The sequence below is a fragment of the Roseateles puraquae genome (assembly GCF_002205845.1).
In the GTDB taxonomy this organism is placed as follows: Bacteria; Pseudomonadota; Gammaproteobacteria; order Burkholderiales; family Burkholderiaceae_C; genus Pelomonas; species Pelomonas puraquae.
Window position 1 is genome coordinate 92,194 of record NZ_NISI01000013.1, and the last position, 17,692, is coordinate 109,885.

Below are 17,692 nucleotides of genomic sequence, written 5' to 3' on the forward strand. Positions count from 1 at the left end.
CAATGCCTGCCTAGAGTCTCTCGTCATGATGTGATAGGCGGTAGTTCAACCGCAGGCCGATGCTATGCGAGCCGCCGGAAAACAGCCGTTCGCCGCCGACCACTCCTGGCCGCAAGCCGCCGCCAGGCGTCCGCCCCCCGTGCAAAGCGCTCCGCCCTGCTAACGCTGCGCGCGCACGCACGAGACCTTGCCCACCCAGCCCTTCTGAATCTGGGGCACCATCTCGCACAGCAGGTCACTCTCCTCCACCGTGACGCCCCAGTAGAGCATCCGTGTCTCGCGCTCTTCAGGTTTGCCGCGCCCCAGCACCATGTAGGTGACGAAGGTCGGCTGGTTGGCGAACAAGCGCGCCATGCGCGAGTCAAGCTCTGTCTTGCACTCAATGGATTTCACTGTGCCAGTGACTCCTTTGCGAGCGCTGGCGTCAATCACGGTCTGCACCATCTTGGCGGCGGCAGCGTCGCACTCCGTCTGGCTCGCGGTGGCCACCAACACCACCGAATTGATGACGCGGCCGCTGTCGCCCTTGAGGTCGACCTTGGTCTCGGCGTACACCGGCCGCTCGATGACGGCGGGGTTGGCCTGCTGCTGGCGTTGCTGCCGCGTCTTGTAGGCGAAAAAGGCCGCCGCGGCGACGATCAGCACGAGGATGATTTTCTTCATGGGCTTTGCGGGTGGAAGGCGGCGCGAAGTATCCCGGCTGCGCCGGACCTTCTCCGACGACTTTGAAGAATGCCGCCACGTGCAGGCAGAGCGAGTCCGGCCTGCGAGACCCACAGGGGCTGCAACGGCCGCTCAGCCACATGAAGCCGGCGCTTGATCAAGGCCCGGCACGAAAAGCTCTCAGGCCAGAGCACTCACAAGACCCGGCCTCCCCAGGCCTCAGCCGCACTGCCCCACATAGCCGCAGGCGGTGCAGAAGTCGCAACCGTCCTTGTGGATCATGGTGGCGTTGCCGCACTCCGGGCAGGGCTTGCCGGCCTGCACCTGCAAGCTGCCGGCGGGTGCGCCGAGCTTGGGCGCGGGGGTCTGCAGCAGGCCCATGTCGTTGAGCGGCTGGCCGGCTTCGTCGAGGATGCCCAGCATGGCGTAGCGGTGGATGATGAGCCGGGCCACATAGGCCACGGTGGACGGCCACACCTGCTGGCGGCGCTCGCCACTGAGCGAAGGCACCGGCGCCATGAAGTGGCCCAGCGGCTCGCCCACGTTGAGCAGCTTGCGCAGCTTCATCGCGATCCAGCCCGGGTCCATGACCCGCATGTCCAGGCTCAGCAGGCGTGCCAGCCCATCCAGCGCCTTGGGGTAGTTGCCCGAGAAGCCCATCGCGCAGGGCCGCGTGACCGAGCCGCCTTCCGGCGTGGGCAGCACGACTTCCTTCAAGGTCAGCGTGAACTGCTCGTTCGTGGCCGGGTTGTCCACGTCGACCGCCCAGGCCAGCGTGCCGCTCACGCTGGTGCGCGGCTCGTTGCGGCTGAACATGGCGTCGACCACCGGCGTCGGGCCGCCTTCCGCCAGCGCGCCGAGCTGCTCGCAGCGCCAGCGGATGACGGCCGCCGTGGCCGCTACGACACCCGGGAAGAGGCGCTTCTCGCCGCCCGGCGGCATGGGCATCTCGAAGGCCCGCTCCTCGGCCACGGTGGCCAGCGCGTCGAGCTTGAGGCGCAGCCAGGCAGCGTCGTTCGTGCGCAGGTCGGTGGACAGCGTCTTGGCCAGCGCCGACAGGCCCCGCGGCTGCTCGGCGCCGTTGACCCACACCTCGAACGGCAGGTTGCGGCCGAACAGGCCGCCATCCGGCCCGTCCAGCGGCAGCTCGCCAATGAAGAGGGCGAAGTCGCCGTGCGGATGCTGGATGAGGTAGCTCCAGGCCGGGTTGCCGCCAGGCATCTCGGGGCGGCTGGGCCAGCGCAGCGAGGCGACCACGGCCTGCGGCAGCCGCTCGACCTTCAAGCGCTGGTTGGTGCCATCAACGTCGGCCTTCAGCGGCTCCGGCTGCTTGACCTCCGGCGTGACCGACAGCACCGACCCCAGCACGCTGTTGGGCCGGTAAGTGGCCAGGCCCTTGAGCTTGGACTGCCAGGCCTGAACGTAGAGGTCCTGGAAGTCTTCGTACGGGTAGTCGGCCGGCACGTTGACCGTCTTGCTGATGGAGGTGTCAATGTAGGGCGCCACCGCCGCGACCATGGCGGCATGGTCCGCCGCGCTCAACTCCAGCGCCGTGACGAAGGCTTCGCTCAAGGGCGCGTCGGCGCCGAACAGGTGGCGGTACAGGCGCCAGGCGTGGTCTTCGACCTGGTACTCCTTGAATCCGCCGCCTTCGCTTTGCGGCAGGCGCTTCTTGCGGGTGTAGGCCCACGAGAAGGCAGGCTCGATGCCGTTGGAGGCGTTGTCCGCGAAGGCCAGGCTGATGGTGCCCGTGGGCGCGATGGACAGCAGATGGCTGTTGCGCAGACCCTGGCTGCGGATCTTGTCCTTCAGGGCCTGCGGCAGGCGCGAGGCAAAGCCGCCGCCCGAGAGATAGAGGTCGGCATTGAACAGCGGGAAGCTGCCGCGCTCCACGGCGAGGTCGCTGGACGCGGCATAGGCGGCGTCGCGCATCAGCTCGGAGATGCGGCTGGCCATGTCGCGCGCGGCGGGCGTGTCGTAGCGCAGGTTGAGCATGACGAGGGCATCGCCCAGCCCGGTGAACCCGAGGCCCACGCGGCGCTTGTTGGCGGCCTCCTGGGCCTGCGCGGGCAGCGGCCAGGGCGTCACGTCGAGCACGTTATCGAGCATGCGGGTGGCCACCGCCACCACCTCGACAAAACCGGCTTCGTCGAACACGGGCTTGGCGCTGAAGGGGTCACGCACGAAGCGCGTCAAGTCGATGGAGCCGAGGCAGCAGCAGCCGTAGGGCGGAAGGGGTTGCTCAGCACAGTTGTGCACATAAAGCCCGTTGGCGTCGAAGGCGTGCACATGCTCGACCGTCACGTCGTAGACGGGCTCGACGCCATCGGGCTCGACGGCCTGAACGGTCGCCGTGAAGCGCTCGCGGTTGAGCTGGCGCCGGTAGCTGCCGAGCAGCTCAGCCAGGCGCACCTGCTTGGCGGTGTCTTCAAAGCCGACGAGATCGGCGAAGCGCTGCAGGTTGTCGCCACTGATGACGAGCTCATGCACGGCGCGGCGCTCGTACTCGCGTTCACCACCTTGGCCATCGGGCAGAGACTGAGGGCCCGCCGGATGCCGTTCCCGATAGATGGACGAGGCGATGCCCAGTCGCCCGAGCATGCGCTGCACGGCCTGCAGTTGTGCGAGATCGGCCTGGGTCAGGCGCACGCTGACACCCTTGTCCTGCGTGCCCTGCACCGAGCCGTCGGCGTCGAACAGCCCGCGCAGCAAACCCCGATGGAAGTCTGACGAGGTCGCCTCCATGGCCGGGGTGATGCGCTTGTTGCCGACGTTCGCCCCCAGGCTGAAGGCCAGGTCACGCAGCCCGGTCGACGCCAGCCGCGCCTCACCGCGACCCGCGATCGGACGCTGCCAACCTGCGAAGTCGGCGCGACTCGCGATGGCTGCACGCATGGCGGTCTCGGCGGCTTGCATGATGCCTTCTGTGCTCGCCGGGCGGTGCCAGACGTCGCTGCCGACGGCCTTGAGCTCCGGGCCCCAGACTGAGAGCACCGCCTTGTCAGCCTTGAGCGTGCCGTCCCCGATCAACAACCCCAGCAAATAGCCTTCGGCCTCGGTACGCGGGCCTTCCCATCCGGCAAGCGGGCGGTGGTCGTGCAGCATCAGCTCGTCGCCCGCCACCACGTCGCCGGCCGCCACCCATTGCGTCTCGACGAGGTAGCGCGTCTTGCGCTTGACGCGACGCACCGGATGGTCAGCGGTGAGGCGGAGCTGATGGCCCTCGCGGGTCTGCAGGCGCAACACGGGCTTGGTGCCCGTGGCGAAGAAGCCGGCCGACTCCGTGGCGTAGGCCTTGCCGTCGACGACGGCATGGAAGGGTTGGCCGATCAGGTCACGAACCAGGCGCGGGCCGTCGCTGGTCATCGTCCAGGTGTCGGCCGTCACGCAGGGGTTGGTCGCCGCGATGGTTTCGCAGTAATGCAGGTTGTTGTCGGCGTTGATGCGGTCCAGGAAGAGCACGCCGGGCTCGGCGTGGTCGTAGGTGGAGCGCATGACCTGGTCCCACAGGTCGCGGGCGCGCACCTTGCGGTAGACCCACAGGCCGTCGCCGCGCTGGTAGGCGCCGGCCTCCACCTGCTCGGCACTCGGCTGGGCCTTGTGCACCAGTTCCACCTCGCCGTCGGCCTGCACGGCCTGCATGAAGGCGTCGGTCACGCCGACCGAGATGTTGAAGTTGCGCAGGTCGCCCTGGTCCTTGGCGTGGATGAAGGCTTCGATGTCGGGATGGTCGCAGCGCAGCACGCCCATCTGGGCGCCGCGGCGGCTGCCGGCGCTTTCGACCGTCTCGCAGCTGCGGTCGAAGACCCGCATGTAGCTGATCGGGCCCGAGGCATGGCTGCGCGTGGAGCCGACCCAGGCGCCGGCCGGGCGGATGCGGGAGAAGTCGTAGCCGACGCCGCCGCCGCGGCGCATGGTTTCGGCGGCTTCGGTCAGCGCGGTGTAGATGCCAGGCACGCCGTCTTCGGCGGTGGCAATGGAGTCGCCCACCGGCTGCACGAAGCAGTTGATCAGCGTGGCCGACAGCTCGGTCCCGGCGGCCGACATGATGCGGCCGGCTGGCACGAAGCCGCGCTGCTGCGCCTGCAGGAAGGCCGCGGCCCAGCGGGCGCGCTCGGCGGGTTTTTCGGCCTGGGCGAGCGCGCGGGCGACACGCTCGCGCAGTTCGTCAGGCGTCTGCTCGCCGCCCTTGGCGTATTTCTCGAGGAGGACTTCGCTGGAGATGTCCTGCACGGGCAGGTCGGTGGTGCTGCTGCTCATTGTTCTGGGCCCCGGATACTGGATGAAAAAACAGTCTAAGCCTCGCGAGCGGCGAGCGCCTTTGATTTTTCCGATGATGGCGGTCGGACAGGTGCGAAGCCTGCCCGCCAACCCACGGCCCGACCTTGACGGCCCTCAGACTCGCCTCATTCAGGCGCCCGTCAGACCGCCCGCCCGGCTGCCCGTCAGAACGGATTGATGGTCTTCTCGCGCCGGTAATGGATGTAGCCGACGCTGGCGCCCGCCCGCAGGCCCACACCCAGGCGGATGGGGGCAAGGGTGATGCCCTTCAAGCGCTGGTAATTGATGCCCGCGCCGCCGATGTAGTAGAGGCTGCCGTCCACGCCGGGGAAGCGCTGGTAGATGTCGGCGGCCTTGGGCAGGTGATAGACCAGCGTGAACACCTTGGACGCGTTGGCCCCGAGATCGAAGCCGATGGACGGGCCAGCCCAGAAGACCTTGCTGCCACCCCCGCCCTTCATCATCAGCTCGCCCTCGCCGTAGCGCAGGCCCACGGTGATGGCGGCGCCGGCTTCCTCGCCCTTGATGTAGGCATTGGGGCGCCCCTGCTCCTTGAAGGCCTTCTCGATGACCTTGGCCAGGCCTTCGGTGGTCTGGCCAAAGAAGTCGGTGGCGGCCTTGAGGATGGAGTCCTGGTCGTAGGTGGCGTCCTTGTCTTTGTCGTCGGTGGCCAGGGCCGGCAGGCTCGTGGCGGCAGCCAGGGCGGCAAGATGCTGGAGGTGGCGGCGGCGGTCGATCATCGGGAGCTCCTGCAGAAGGGTCGGAGGTGAAAACACCGCCCCAGCATAGCCAACGGACTGTGAACTTTGTCCGCCCGTTGCCCCTGCACACAACCTAGACTCGTTTGAATGTCCAACCCCGACCTGCAGCGGCTGTCGGCCGCCCTCGAATACGTGGACCTCGCCGCCGGGCTCTATCTGGCAGGCGGTGCCGACCACGCTGCGCGGCTGCTGGCCGCCGCCGCCGAGCAGCAGCTGGGCGACCTCGTGCAGCTGATCGACGCGCCCAGCGCCACCGTGGACACCCGCGAGCTGCTGGCCCGCATCGCCAAGGCGCACCGGCCTGCGGTGGTCGCGCCCCGTGAGAGCCCGGAGCGCCACTGGGACGCCGAGCCCGTGGAGACGGACGCCACCCGTGAGGAGATCGTCGCCCTGCTGCGCGCTTCCTGGTTCATGCTGGAAGCCATGGGGCTGGCCTCGCTGGCACCCGCCCGGCTGCAGGAGGCGGTCGAGCACAGCACGGTCTTCAGCGGCGGCACGACGCTGGAACCCTTCGTCTAGCATCCGCTCTCCAACCGCCCGGGAGACCATCATCAGCACCGAACGCCGCCAATTCGCCCGCGTCGCCTTCGCCGCCGGCGCCGAGCTGATCACGACCCAGGCACGCCTGGTCTGCCAGGTGATCGACATCTCGCTGAAGGGCGTGCTGCTGCAGCTGCCCGCCGGCACGGCACCTCGGGCGGGCATGCCCTGCCTGGTCAACCTGCCGCTGGCCTCGGGCGAGGAAGCCATCGCCATGGCCGGCGAGCTGGCGCATGTGGAGAACGGCCATGCCGGCGTGCTCTGCCGCAGCATCGACCTCGAATCCATCACCCACCTGCGCCGCCTCATCGAGGTCAACCTCGGCGACCCAGCCGCCTCCGAGCGGGAACTCAAGGCCCTGATTGCCGCGGCCAGGGCCGGCTGAGCCGAGTTCGTCGCACGCCGCTCGTCGGGCGCCCGGCGCCCGGCCGAGAATGCCCGCATGGAGGATCTCACCCCCTTGCAGGCGTTTCGCCGCGTGTGCAACCTGCGCATGCTGGCTGGCGTCTACTACTTCTGCCTGCTGCACGCGGTCGCGCGTTCGCTGTCCTGGTTCGGCGAAGACGGCAAGCCGTTTCTCGACGCGCTGTTCGAGCTGGTGCGCTTCAGTCGCCAGTCGCTGCTGACCGGCATCTCGCTGATGCTGCTGGTGGCGCTGGCCGAGGCCTTGCTGGCCAGCCGGCGCTGGCGCCCGGCGGCGGCGCTGGCGGTGCAGTCCCTGGCCGTTGGCCTGGGCGCGGCGCTGGGTACCTATCTCCGCTATGCCGTCGCGTCGCTCGAAAACCCCGACACCCAGCTGCGCGCGGGCTGGGCCTTGTCCACCATCGCCATCTGGACGGTCCTGGGCGGCATGGCCTACACCTTGCTGCGCGTGAGCCGCGCCCAGCGGGAAGGGCGTGACGAGCTGACCCGGCTCTTCCGTGAGCGGGAGGCCCTCAAGACGCAGCAGACCGAAGCGCAACTCTCGGCCCTGAACGCCCAGATCGAGCCGCACTTCCTGTTCAACACCCTGGCCAATGTGAAGCGCCTCTACGAAACCCACCCGGAGCGCGGCCGCCACATGCTGGTGGCGCTGATCGCCTACCTGCGAGCCGCCCTGCCCGGCATGCGGCGGCATGAATCCACGCTGGCTGAGGAGCTGGAACTGGTGCGCCACTACCTGGCCATCCTGCAGATGCGGATGGGCGAACGCCTGTCCTTCGCCATCCAGGCGGCCCCTGAGCTGCTGTCGGCGCGCCTGCCCACCCTCGTGCTGCCCACGCTGGTGGAGAACGCCATCAAGCACGGCCTGTCGCCCCTGCCGCAGGGCGGGCACATCGACATCCGCGCCGGGCACACCGCGGACGGCGGGCTGACGGTCGAGGTGGCCGACAACGGCCAGGGCTTTGGCGCGGCCAGCGGCGGCGCCGGCGTGGGCCTGGCCAACACCCGGGCCCGACTGGCCGGCCGCTTCGGCGACGCGGCCTCGCTGGAGCTGCAAGCCGCCGAGCCCCACGGCGTCGTCGCCCGGGTGCGCCTGCCGGCCGAGGCCTTGGCGTGATCCGGCACCTGCTGGGCTCGTGGCGCTCCCTGCGCGGGGAGGAAGCCTTGGCGTTCGTCGTTGCGGCCCTGCTGTTCGGCGCCATCGACCTGGCCGCGTTGCTGGAAATGAACGTAGGCGACGAACTGCCCCAGGTGCTGGCGCGGCATTTCATCGTGCCCATCGTCAGCGGCGTGGTGCTGGTGCTGTGCTGGCTGCCCGCGGCCCGCAGCAGCCCCATCCACCCCCAGCGGCGGCAGCGCCTGGTGCTGGCGACGCTGCTGGGGTCGGTGCTGAGCATCGCCATCGTCTACCCGCTGGCCGACGCCCTGCCCTGGCGCTCGCTGTGCGACATCTACGCCGCGAGCAAGGGCAAGCCGCGCTGCATGACGATGCGGCCCGTCGCGCTGATCGGGGATGCGCTGTGGGTGTTCATGCCGGCGCTGATGATCGTCGGCGTGCTGGAGTTCCGCACCGTGCGCCGCCGCCAGGCGCAGGCCGCGCAGGACCTGCTGCGCGAGCACAGCCAACTGCGCCGCCATGCCCTGGCCGCCCGGCTGGCCGCCTTGCAGGCCCAGGTCGACCCGGCCCTGCTGTTCGATGCGCTGGTGTCGGTGGAGCAGGCCTACGACCGCCACGACCCGGCCGCCAGCGCGCGGCTGGAGCGGCTGATCCGGCACCTGCGCGTGGCCCTGCCGCGCCTGCGTGAAGCCGGCGCGACGCTGGGCGGCGAGGCCGAGTTGATCGCCAGCTACCTCGACCTGCTGCGCGACCTCAACGGCACGCCGCCCGCCTTCGACGTCGACCTGGGCACGCGCAGCGCCACGCCGCTGCCCCCGATGCTGCTGCTGCCCCTCGTGCAACGCGCACTGCGATTGGGGCCGCCAGCGCAGTGCTGGCTGCGCGCCGGCACGGTCATCACGCTGGGCTTCGACCGCGAAGGCCTGTGCGCCGATGATGGCGAGCTGGCCGCCCTGCGCGAGCGGGTGGCCGCCCTGGACGCCCGGCTGGTGTGCCACAGCGGCAATGGCCGCACCGAATTCATCCTGGAGCTTGCGTCGTGACCCTGATCGCCCCCACCGCCGTCGTCGCCGAAGACGAAGCCGCGCTGCGCGGCGAGCTGGTCGAGCAGCTCGGCAAGCTGTGGCCCGAACTGAGCATCGTCGGCGAAGCGGCCGACGGGCTGGAGGCCCTGCGCCTGCTGGACCAGCATCAACCGGACATCCTCTTCCTGGACATCGAGATGCCCGGCGCCACAGGCATCGATGTGGCCCGTCAGGTCAACGGCCGCGCGCACGTCGTCTTCGTCACGGCCTACGACCAATACGCCGTCGCGGCCTTCGACCAGGGGGCGGTCGACTACCTGCTCAAGCCGCTGGCCGGGGCCCGCCTGTTCACGGCCATCTCTCGCCTCAAGTCACGCCTGGGCCAGGCCCCGGCGCAGCTCTCCGGCGTGCTGGACCAGATCAGCACGCGCCCCGCCGCCGCGCCGTCCGCCACCCGCGCGCCGCTGCGCTGGATCAACGCCTCGGTGGGCCAGACGCTGCGGCTCATCACGGTCGACGAGGTGATGTTCTTCCAGAGCGACAACAAGTACACGCGGCTCGGTCTGAAGGACGGCGAGGCGTTGATCCGCAAGCCGCTGAAGGAACTCATCGACGAACTCGACCCGCAGCAGTTCTGGCAGATCCACCGCTCCACGCTGGTCAACGTGAATGCCATTGCGAGCGTCAGCCGGGATTACCGGGGGCGGATGCAGATCAAGCTCAAGCATGGGACGGAGAGCTTGTTGGTGGCGGAGAGTTGTGCGCATCTGTTCAGGCAGATGTGACCTTCGTCCCGAGGGGCTGGTCTTTGCTGGGCTTTGTGGCTGGGGGCTTTTGCTGGGAGCCTTTGGTGTTCGGTGCACCGTGCCGGGAGTCCGCCCCGGCGGGCGGGTAACTTTCTTCTGCTGCGCCAGAAGAAAGTCACCAAAGAAGAGGCGCTGAACCGCAAGTCGCCTCTGGCCTGCGAAGGACATCGCGCGAAAACAAGCGCTCAGAGCCTCAGACGAGGCGAGCCGCTGCGCTCTCGCTGCTGACCCTATCCAGGCCTCGCGTCATCCACCGCTTGTGCGGTCAACGTCGGCTGCACGCCGAACTCACGAGTTGAATACCAAGCGCCGTCGACGGCGCGTCGTGGCGGTTGGTGCATTCACTGGTGAGCCCGGCGTACAGCCGGCGTTAACGGGCATGAAGGCCCGATGGATGGTGCCCGTGACAGGGACAGCAGCGAGAGCGCAGCGGGTCGCTTCGGCGCACAAGCTGAGCACGAGTTTTCGCGCGTGAGCTTCAGCACCAGCCCGATGACTTGCGGTTCAGCGCCTCTCTTTTGGTGACTTTTCTCTGGCGCGACAGAGAAAAGTTACTCGCCCGCCGGGGCGAACTCCCGGCACGGTGCACTGAGTCGAAAGGCTCTCTGCAAAGGCCTCCCCAACAACAACAACAACTCAAGCGCATCATGCGCCCCATGCCCTCCCCTTCCCACCTCCGCGGCACCACCCGCCTCACCCTCGACGCCACCACCGGCCTCACCCGCCTGGTGGAAGCCATGCACGCCGAGATCACGCGGCTGCCGGGTGCGAAACCCAGGCCCGACACCACGGGCATCACCGGCCTCGTGTACCGCAGCATCCGCGGTGTGACCCGGCTGGTGGGCAGCGGGGTCGACACCGCGCTGGCAGCCCTCGCGCCCCTTCTGGAAAGCACCGCGCCGGCGCAGGCCAGTGGCGTCATCGCTGCGCTTAACGGCGTGCTGGGCGACTACCTGGAAGACACGCACAACCCGCTCGCCATCCCGATGAGCCTGCATCCCCTCGTGCCTGGCGCCGAGGGCCCGCCGCTGGTGATGCTGCATGGGCTGTGCATGAACGAGGCGCAGTGGCAGCGAGACGGGGCTGACTTTCCGCGCGCGCTGGCCGAGCTGGGCTACCAGCCGCTCGGCCTGCGCTACAACACCGGCCGGCCCATCTGGCGCAACGGCGCCGAGCTGGCTGCTTTGCTGAGCCGCGTGCCCGGGCCGATCACGCTGCTGGGGCACAGCATGGGCGGGCTCGTGGCGCGCAGTGCGATTGCCCAGGCCGGGCGCCGGCGCTGGCGGCGCGAGCTGCGCGGCCTGGTCACGCTCGGCACGCCGCACCAGGGCGCCCCGCTGGAGCGAGGCGGCCAGCAGGTGCAGCGGCTGCTGTCGGTCAGCGCCTATTCGCGACCGCTGGCCCTGCTGGCCGGGCGGCGCAGCGCGGGCATCCGCGACCTGCGGCATGCCAGCCTGCTCGAAGCCGACGTCGGCCGCGCCAGCGTGCTGCCTCTGCCAGTCAACGTGGCCTGCCGTGCGATCGCGGCCACGATGTCGCGCACCGCCACCGGCGCCCCAGCGCGCTGGCTGGGCGACGGCCTGGTGCCGGTGGCCAGTGCGTTGGGCCAGCACCGCTCGCCCGCACGGCGGTTGGCCTTCACCGACACCGCGGTGTTCGCCGGCCTGGGCCACCTCGCGCTGCAGACTGACCCGGCCGTGCTCGCCCAGCTGAAGGCCTGGCTTCAACCCCCGCCCTGACGCCACAATCACTGCCACCCTTCGCATCGCTGCTCTTGCCATGCCGCTCACCCCGATCCAGCCTGCGCCGCGCCCCCGCCCGGCGGCCCTGTTCGAGCTGACGCCCGACTGGCTGCAATGGGTGGCCGAGAACCGGCTGTGGGACTGCGCACCCGCCACGATGGTCGACACCATGGTCAACGCCGGCCAGCCGCCCGAGCTGGCCGCGGCGGCCGTGGCGCAGATGGACACCGACCCGGTCTTCATCGCCGCACGGCGCCATCAGCAGATGCTGCGCAAGCTCGAATCGGTCTGCGCCAACCTGCAGAACGTCTGGCAGCAGGCGCCGGGCTATGCGGTCGTGGAGCGCCGCAGCGGGGTGTCGCGCGACGAGATGCTGACGCGCTACGTGCACGGCTGCCGACCGGTGGTGCTGACCGACGTGGCCCACGACTGGCCGGCCCTGCGCCGCTGGTCACCCGCCGACCTGCGCGCGCGCTTCGGCCATCTGGACGTCGACGTGCAGGTGGGGCGCAACCAGGATGCCCTCTTCGAACAGCACAAGGCCTCACTGCGCCAGCGCATGAAGTTGGCCGCCTTCGTGGACCTCGTGCTCGAAGGCGGCGCCACCAACGACCACTACCTGACGGCCAACGACGAAATGCTGCGCCGGCCCGAGTTCATGCCGCTGCTGCAGGACATCGGCCGCATGCCGCCGCTGTGCGACCCGGCCCTGCTGCACACCGCCGCCTCGTTCTGGTTCGGCCCGGCCGGCACGCGCACGCCGCTGCATCACGACACGCTGATGCTCTTTCACACCCAGGTCACCGGCCGCAAGCGTTGGCGCTTCGTGTCGCCGCTGCAGACGCCGCTGCTCTACAACCGCATGCATGTCTACAGCCCCATCGACCTGGATGCGCCCGACTTCAACCGCTACCCGCGCCTGCGCGACGTGACCGTGCTGGAAACCGTGCTGGAGCCCGGTGACACGCTCTTCCTGCCGCTGGGCTGGTGGCACCAGGTCACGGCGTTGGAGATGAGCATGTCGTTCTCGTACACGAACTTCGCGGCCGACGTGCCCAATCAGTTCGACTACGTGAATCCCACCATCGGCAACTGGTAGCCAACCGCGCGTCGACGCTTGATGCCGGTCAAGGCGCGCTGGGGCCGGCGGCGGGAACATGGCTTCGCTCAAGGAGGCTGCCATGACCCGCCGCATCGCGTTGATCCAGGCCCACCCGGACGCCGCGGGCGGTCACCTCTGCCATGCGCTCGCCCAGGCCTATGCCGACGGCGCCGCCAGGGCCGGCCACGAGGTGCGCGTCATTGACGTGGCACACCTGGACTTCCCGCTCCTGCGCTCCCCGAAAGACTGGCTCGAAGGCCAGGTGCCGGACGCGCTCCGGCCGGCCCAGGACACCATCCGCTGGGCCGAGCACCTGGTGATCGTGTTTCCGCTGTGGCTGGGCGACATGCCGGCGCTGCTGAAGGCCTTCCTGGAGCAGATCGCGCGCCGCGGTTTCGCGTTTGAACCGGTGGAGGGCAATCCGCTCGGCCGCAAGCTGCTGAACGGCCGCTCGGCCCGCGTGGTCGTCACCATGGGGATGCCGGCGCTTGTCTACCGCTGGATCTTCCGCGCGCATTCCCTGCGTTCGCTGGAGCGCAACATCCTGGGCTTCATCGGGATCGGCCCCGTGCATGAAACCCTGGTGGGCGCGGTGGACGGGCTGGGCGATGCCGGCGTCAAGCGCTGGCTGGGCAAGCTGGCGCGGCTGGGCCTGCGCGGCGACTGACCGGCCTGAGCGGCGCGCCCTGACCCGGCGGCTCCGCACGCCCACGCCACGGCGCCCGCAGGCACCCAGGACCGCACCCCAGACCTGGTGGCCGTCGCCTGCGCGACGGGCGGCCCCGGGCGCCCAGGGCTAAGCTGGCTGGTTCGAAAAGAACCGCGCCAGGAGACACCCCATGCCCGAAAGCCACTACCGCATCTGCCCCCTGTGCGAGGCCTGCTGCGGGCTGGAGATCCGCACCGATGGTGCCAAGGTGATCAGCATCCGCGGCGCCGAGAACGATGTCTTCAGCCACGGCTATCTCTGCCCCAAGGGCGTGAGCCTGAAGGACCTGCATGAAGACCCCGACCGGTTGCGCACGCCGCTGATCAAGCGGGACGGCGTCTTCGTGCAGGCGAGCTGGGACGAGGCCTTCGCCGAGATCGAGCGGCGCCTGCTGCCGGTCTGGCGCGAGCAGGGGGCCGATGCGGTCGCGCTGACCATCGGCAACCCGGCGGCGCACAAGGTCAACCTGCTGGCCTACACGCCGCGGCTGGTGAAGTCGCTCGCGTCGCGCAACGTGTTCAGCGCCTCCACGCTTGACCAGATGCCCAAGCAGCTCAGCAGCGCGCTGATGTTCGGCCACTGGCTGTCCATCCCGCTGCCCGACATCGAGCGGTGCGACTACCTGCTCATCCTCGGCGCCAACCCCATGGTGAGCAACGGCAGCCTGTGGACGGTGCCCGACTACCGCGGCAAGGCCAAGGCCATGCGGGCCCGCGGTGGGCGGATCGTCGTGGTGGACCCGCGGCGCAGCGAGACCGCCGCGGCAGCAGACGAGCACCTCGCCATCCGGCCCGGGGCGGATGCGCTGCTGCTGGCAGGCATCGCGTACACGCTGTTCGACGAAGGCCTGGTCAAGCCCGGTCGGCTGGCCGAGCACCTGAACGGCCTGGACGAGGCACGCGCCGCGCTCGCGGCCTTTGCCCCCGAAGCCACCGCCGCCGGCTGCGGCATCCCGGCCGACACGCAGCGCCGCCTGGCCCGCGAACTGGTCGCCGCCCCGCGCGCGGCCGTCTATGGCCGCATCGGCACCTGCACGCAGCGCTTCGGCACCGTCAACTCGTGGCTTGTGGACCTGATCAATGTGCTGACTGGCAACCTCGACCGCGAAGGCGGCGCGATGTTCGCCAAGGCAGCTGCCTTCGCCGCCAACACCCAGGGCCGCCCCGGCATCGGCAAGGGCGTGACCACCGGCCGGCGCAAGAGCCGCGTCTCCGGCGCGCCCGAGGTCTACGGCGAGCTGCCGATCACGCTGCTGGCCGAAGAAATCGAGACGCCCGGGCCGGGCCAGGTCAAGGCGCTGATCACCATCGCCAGCAATCCGGTGCTGTCAACGCCGGGCGGGCCGCGCATCGCCCGCGCGCTGGAGGGTCTGGACTTCATGCTGAGCCTGGACATCTACGTCAACGAGACGACCCGCCATGCCGACGTCATCCTGCCGGGTCTGTCGCCGCTGGAAGACCTGCACTTCGACGTCGCCTTCCCGCAGCTCAGCCACCGCAACCACGCGCGCTTCAGCGGCCCCGTGTTCGAGGCCCCGGCCGGCACGCCGCAGGAATGGCAGACCATCCTGCGCCTGTGCGCGCTGCTGGAAGGCCGCGGCCTGGGTGTGGATGTGCAGCAGCTGGATGACGAGGCCATCGAGGCCGACGTGCGCCGCTTCGCGGGTGATCAGACGGCTTCCGTGCTGGCGGCGCTGCAACCCTGGCGTGGGCCCGAGCGGCTGGTGGACCTGCAGCTGCGTGTCGGCCCCTATGGCGACCAGTTCGGCCGCAAGCCCGAGGGCCTGAACCTGGCCAAGGTCAAGGCGGCCAGCACGGTCGAGGGCGGCGGCGTGGACCTGGGCGCGCTGGTGCCTCGCATCCCCGAGCTGCTGCGCACGCCCAGCGGCAAGATCGAACTCGCTCCGCCAGCCATCCTGGCCGACCTGGCCCAGGTGCGCGCCGAGCCGGCCCCCGCCTTCAGCCTGATCGGCCGGCGGGACACACGCTCGGGCAACAGCTGGATGCACAACCTGCCGGTGCTGGCCAAGGGGCCTGACCGTTGCACCCTGCTCGTCAACCCCGGCGACGCCGAGCGCCTGGGCCTGGCCGAGTTCGCGCGCATCAAGAGCGCGGTGGGCGAGTTGATCGCCCGGGTCGAGCGCAGTGCCGACATGAGCCCCGGCGTGGTGAGCCTGCCGCACGGCTGGGGCCATGACCTGGCCGGCGTGCAGCTGGCGGTGGCGCGTGAGCGCCCCGGCGTCAACCTCAATGCCCTGCTCGACGACGCCGACCGCGACCCGCTCAGCGGCAACGCGGTGTTGTCCGGTGTGGCGGTGGAGATCAGCGCGGCTTGATCACTGGGGCTTGAACAGCCCCTGGAAGGGCCGCGACACGGCGAGCACGTCCGGCACGCCGCGCAGGCGCTGCTGCATGCCCCCTTCGTCGTCGCGCAACGCGCTGGCGATGCGGGCGCTGGCCACCACGGTGGCGCGGTGCACCTGCTGGAAGCGGGCCGGGTCGAGCTGGGCGAGCAGGTCCTTCAGCGGGGTGCGCAGCAGTGCGTCGCGCTGGCGGCCGTCTTCCAGGTAGACCACGCGGGTGTAGCGGCTGTCGGCCTCGAAGTAGACGACGTCCTCCACGCGGATCAAGCGCACCTCCTTGCCCACGCCGGCCTGCAGGGTGTCCGGCCAGGCCGGCCTCGGCTGCTGGTGGGCCAGTTGGGCCAGCAGTTGCTGCAGCGCCTGCCCGGCCGGCGCCGCGGGCCGCTGAAGCCGTTGCCGCAGGCGTGCCACCGTCTGGGCCAGGCGCGCAGCGTCCAGCGGCTTGACCAGGTAGTCCACCGCGCCGGCCTCGAAGGCCTGCAGCGCATGGTCGCCGTAGGCGGTCACGAACACCACTTCGCTACGGCCCGCGATGCGCTGTGCGACGTCGATCCCGGTCAGCCCGGGCATGCGGATGTCGAGGAAGCAGACCTCGGGCTCGTGCGCGAGCCACTGGTCCCAGGCATCGGCGCCGTGGCGAGCCTGGGCCACGATGCGCGCCTCGGGCCAGGTTGCGGCCAGCGCTTCGGCCAGTTGCGCCAAGGGCGCGGGTTCGTCGTCGGCGATCAGCAGTCGGGTCATGGTGCGTCTTGCAGGGTGATCTCGGCGCGGGTGCCACCTCCCGGGCGGCGCTGCAGGCTGAAGTTGGCCCGGTCGCCGAAATGATGCGCCAGCCGCTGGCGGAGATTGGCCAGGCCGACGCGGTCCTGCGCCTCGGGGGCCAGCCCCAGGCCGTCGTCGTCGACGCGCACGCACCAGCGCCCGCCAGGCTCGCGCTTGGCACTCAGCCACAGATGCCCATCGCCGATCTTGGGCTCCAGCCCGTGGGCCACGGCGTTCTCCACCAGGGTGAGCACGAGCCCGGGGGGCAGCGGCTGCTCCACGAGCGCGGGATCGATGTCGACCTCACCCTTGAGCCGCCCTTCCAGCCGCGCCGACAGGATGGCGACGTAATGCCGCACGGCCTGGGCCTCGTCTCCCAGCGGCACGGTCGGGCGGCCCAGCATCTCGGTGCTGCGGCGCAGGAAGCCGGTGAGCTCCCGCAGCAGCGGCCCGGCCCGGTCGTCACGGCGGTCCACCCAGTGCTGCAGCGTGGCCAGGGTGTTGAAGACGAAGTGGGGATGGATCTGGGCCTGCAGCAGTCGCAGGTCGGCCTGCGCCGCGGCGCGGGCCGACGCATCGCGCTCGGCCACGAGTTGCAGGCGGGCGAGCTGGTTGTCGCGAGCGGCCTGCCCGGCCCGGGCCACGAAGGCCAGCAGCAGAAGGATGCCGATGGCCAGCGGGCCAACCACCCGCAGCACGCGCAGCAGCCGGTCGAGGTCCAACGACTCGGGCATGCCCTTCAGCGCCATCAGCACCAGCGTCATAGCCACGGCGCCGGCAACGGCGCCGAGCAGGAACTTCAGCATCAGCTGCCGTGGATTCACCTTGGCCGGCGCCAGCCAGGCGACCAGCAACACGCTGGTCAAGCCGCCCCAGATCAGCAGCGTCGCACCCACAGCGGCCACCCACGACGCGCCCTGCCCCTGCAAGGCCAGCGCGCCGCCGATCAATACCAGCCACCAGCCGGCCCAGGCCCCCAGGCCGGAGCGGGTGTAGAGATAGATGTCGGCCAGTTCCACCCGCTCACGCAGGACCGGGTCGTCGCGGCCGATGTTTTCGTAATGCGGCAGGGCCCAACGGTAGTAGGCACGCTGGAAGCGGTTGCCGTCGGCAAGGGGATGACGCGGGGTGTCCATGGCCCGCACTGTAGGGACGGCATCGACCGCGCGACGCGGTGGCCTGCATGGACCGCAGCCTGGGCGGCATGGGAGGCCCTGCCCGGCGCATGAGCCGCGGCCCGGCGGCGCGACCGGCATGTCGGCCGTGACACACAACGGCTAAAGCACGTTCACGGAGGCCGCAGACACTTTCAGGCATGAATCGGTCTGGGCGGGGAACGAGTCGTAGTTCACGAGGAACGAAAGACGCCTCGTGCACAACTGAGTCGCCCCGCCTAGAC

General features: G+C 70.0%; 14 protein-coding genes. 9 read left to right on the forward strand and 5 right to left on the reverse strand.

Going from position 1 to position 17,692, the window contains the following annotated elements:
• Window positions 1–159: 159 nt before the first annotated feature.
• The 3 genes from CDO81_RS23405 to CDO81_RS23415 form a co-directional block, all read right to left on the reverse strand.
• Window positions 160–645, reverse strand: a complete 486-nt coding sequence (locus tag CDO81_RS23405; RefSeq protein WP_144397380.1) for a hypothetical protein — start codon at window positions 643–645, stop codon at window positions 160–162.
• Window positions 646–882: 237 nt separating this feature from the next.
• Window positions 883–4,923, reverse strand: a complete 4,041-nt coding sequence (locus CDO81_RS23410) for an LAGLIDADG family homing endonuclease (RefSeq protein ID WP_088485671.1) — start codon at window positions 4,921–4,923, stop codon at window positions 883–885.
• Window positions 4,924–5,108: 185 nt separating this feature from the next.
• Window positions 5,109–5,684, reverse strand: coding sequence for a DUF1134 domain-containing protein (locus tag CDO81_RS23415; RefSeq protein ID WP_088485672.1), 576 nt, complete (start codon window positions 5,682–5,684; stop codon window positions 5,109–5,111).
• Between the two features lie 108 nt (window positions 5,685–5,792).
• Between CDO81_RS23415 and CDO81_RS23420 the strand changes: the two genes are divergently transcribed.
• The 9 genes from CDO81_RS23420 to CDO81_RS23460 all read left to right on the forward strand — a co-directional run bounded on the left by CDO81_RS23420 (window position 5,793) and on the right by CDO81_RS23460 (window position 15,504).
• On the forward strand, window positions 5,793–6,224 hold the full coding sequence (locus CDO81_RS23420; RefSeq protein ID WP_088485673.1) for a hypothetical protein: 432 nt from the start codon (window positions 5,793–5,795) through the stop codon (window positions 6,222–6,224).
• A 31-nt stretch (window positions 6,225–6,255) separates the two neighbouring features.
• Window positions 6,256–6,630, forward strand: a complete 375-nt coding sequence (locus CDO81_RS28450; RefSeq protein WP_193466534.1) for a PilZ domain-containing protein — start codon at window positions 6,256–6,258, stop codon at window positions 6,628–6,630.
• Window positions 6,631–6,687: 57 nt separating this feature from the next.
• Window positions 6,688–7,785 (forward strand): sensor histidine kinase, encoded by a 1,098-nt coding sequence (locus CDO81_RS28455; RefSeq protein ID WP_088485674.1) that lies wholly within the window; start codon window positions 6,688–6,690, stop codon window positions 7,783–7,785.
• 47 nt (window positions 7,786–7,832) lie between these two features.
• Window positions 7,833–8,828: a histidine kinase gene (locus CDO81_RS23435; protein WP_144397381.1), complete on the forward strand. Its 996-nt coding sequence runs from the start codon at window positions 7,833–7,835 to the stop codon at window positions 8,826–8,828.
• Window positions 8,825–9,595 (forward strand): LytR/AlgR family response regulator transcription factor, encoded by a 771-nt coding sequence (locus CDO81_RS23440; RefSeq protein ID WP_241517113.1) that lies wholly within the window; start codon window positions 8,825–8,827, stop codon window positions 9,593–9,595. The genes CDO81_RS23435 and CDO81_RS23440 overlap by 4 nt, the downstream gene beginning before the upstream one ends.
• A gap of 677 nt (window positions 9,596–10,272) precedes the next feature.
• Complete coding sequence (locus CDO81_RS23445) at window positions 10,273–11,355, forward strand: alpha/beta hydrolase (RefSeq protein WP_241517114.1); 1,083 nt, start codon at window positions 10,273–10,275, stop codon at window positions 11,353–11,355.
• Between the two features lie 40 nt (window positions 11,356–11,395).
• The gene (locus CDO81_RS23450) at window positions 11,396–12,457 is read left to right on the forward strand and encodes a cupin-like domain-containing protein (RefSeq protein ID WP_088485677.1); all 1,062 of its coding nucleotides are present in this window, start codon (window positions 11,396–11,398) and stop codon (window positions 12,455–12,457) included.
• 82 nt (window positions 12,458–12,539) lie between these two features.
• Complete coding sequence (locus CDO81_RS23455) at window positions 12,540–13,127, forward strand: NAD(P)H-dependent oxidoreductase (RefSeq protein WP_088485721.1); 588 nt, start codon at window positions 12,540–12,542, stop codon at window positions 13,125–13,127.
• Window positions 13,128–13,299: 172 nt separating this feature from the next.
• Complete coding sequence (locus CDO81_RS23460; RefSeq protein WP_088485678.1) at window positions 13,300–15,504, forward strand: molybdopterin-dependent oxidoreductase; 2,205 nt, start codon at window positions 13,300–13,302, stop codon at window positions 15,502–15,504.
• On the opposite strand, the gene CDO81_RS23465 is transcribed toward CDO81_RS23460, so the two are convergent.
• Window positions 15,505–16,272 carry a LytR/AlgR family response regulator transcription factor gene (locus tag CDO81_RS23465; protein WP_088485679.1) on the reverse strand — a complete coding sequence of 256 codons (768 nt, stop codon included), beginning with the start codon at window positions 16,270–16,272 and terminating at the stop codon, window positions 15,505–15,507.
• A complete protein-coding gene (locus CDO81_RS23470; RefSeq protein WP_088485680.1) occupies window positions 16,269–17,429 on the reverse strand; it encodes a sensor histidine kinase in 1,161 nt (386 codons plus the stop codon). The genes CDO81_RS23465 and CDO81_RS23470 overlap by 4 nt, the downstream gene beginning before the upstream one ends.
• Between the last annotated feature and the right edge of the window lie 263 nt (window positions 17,430–17,692).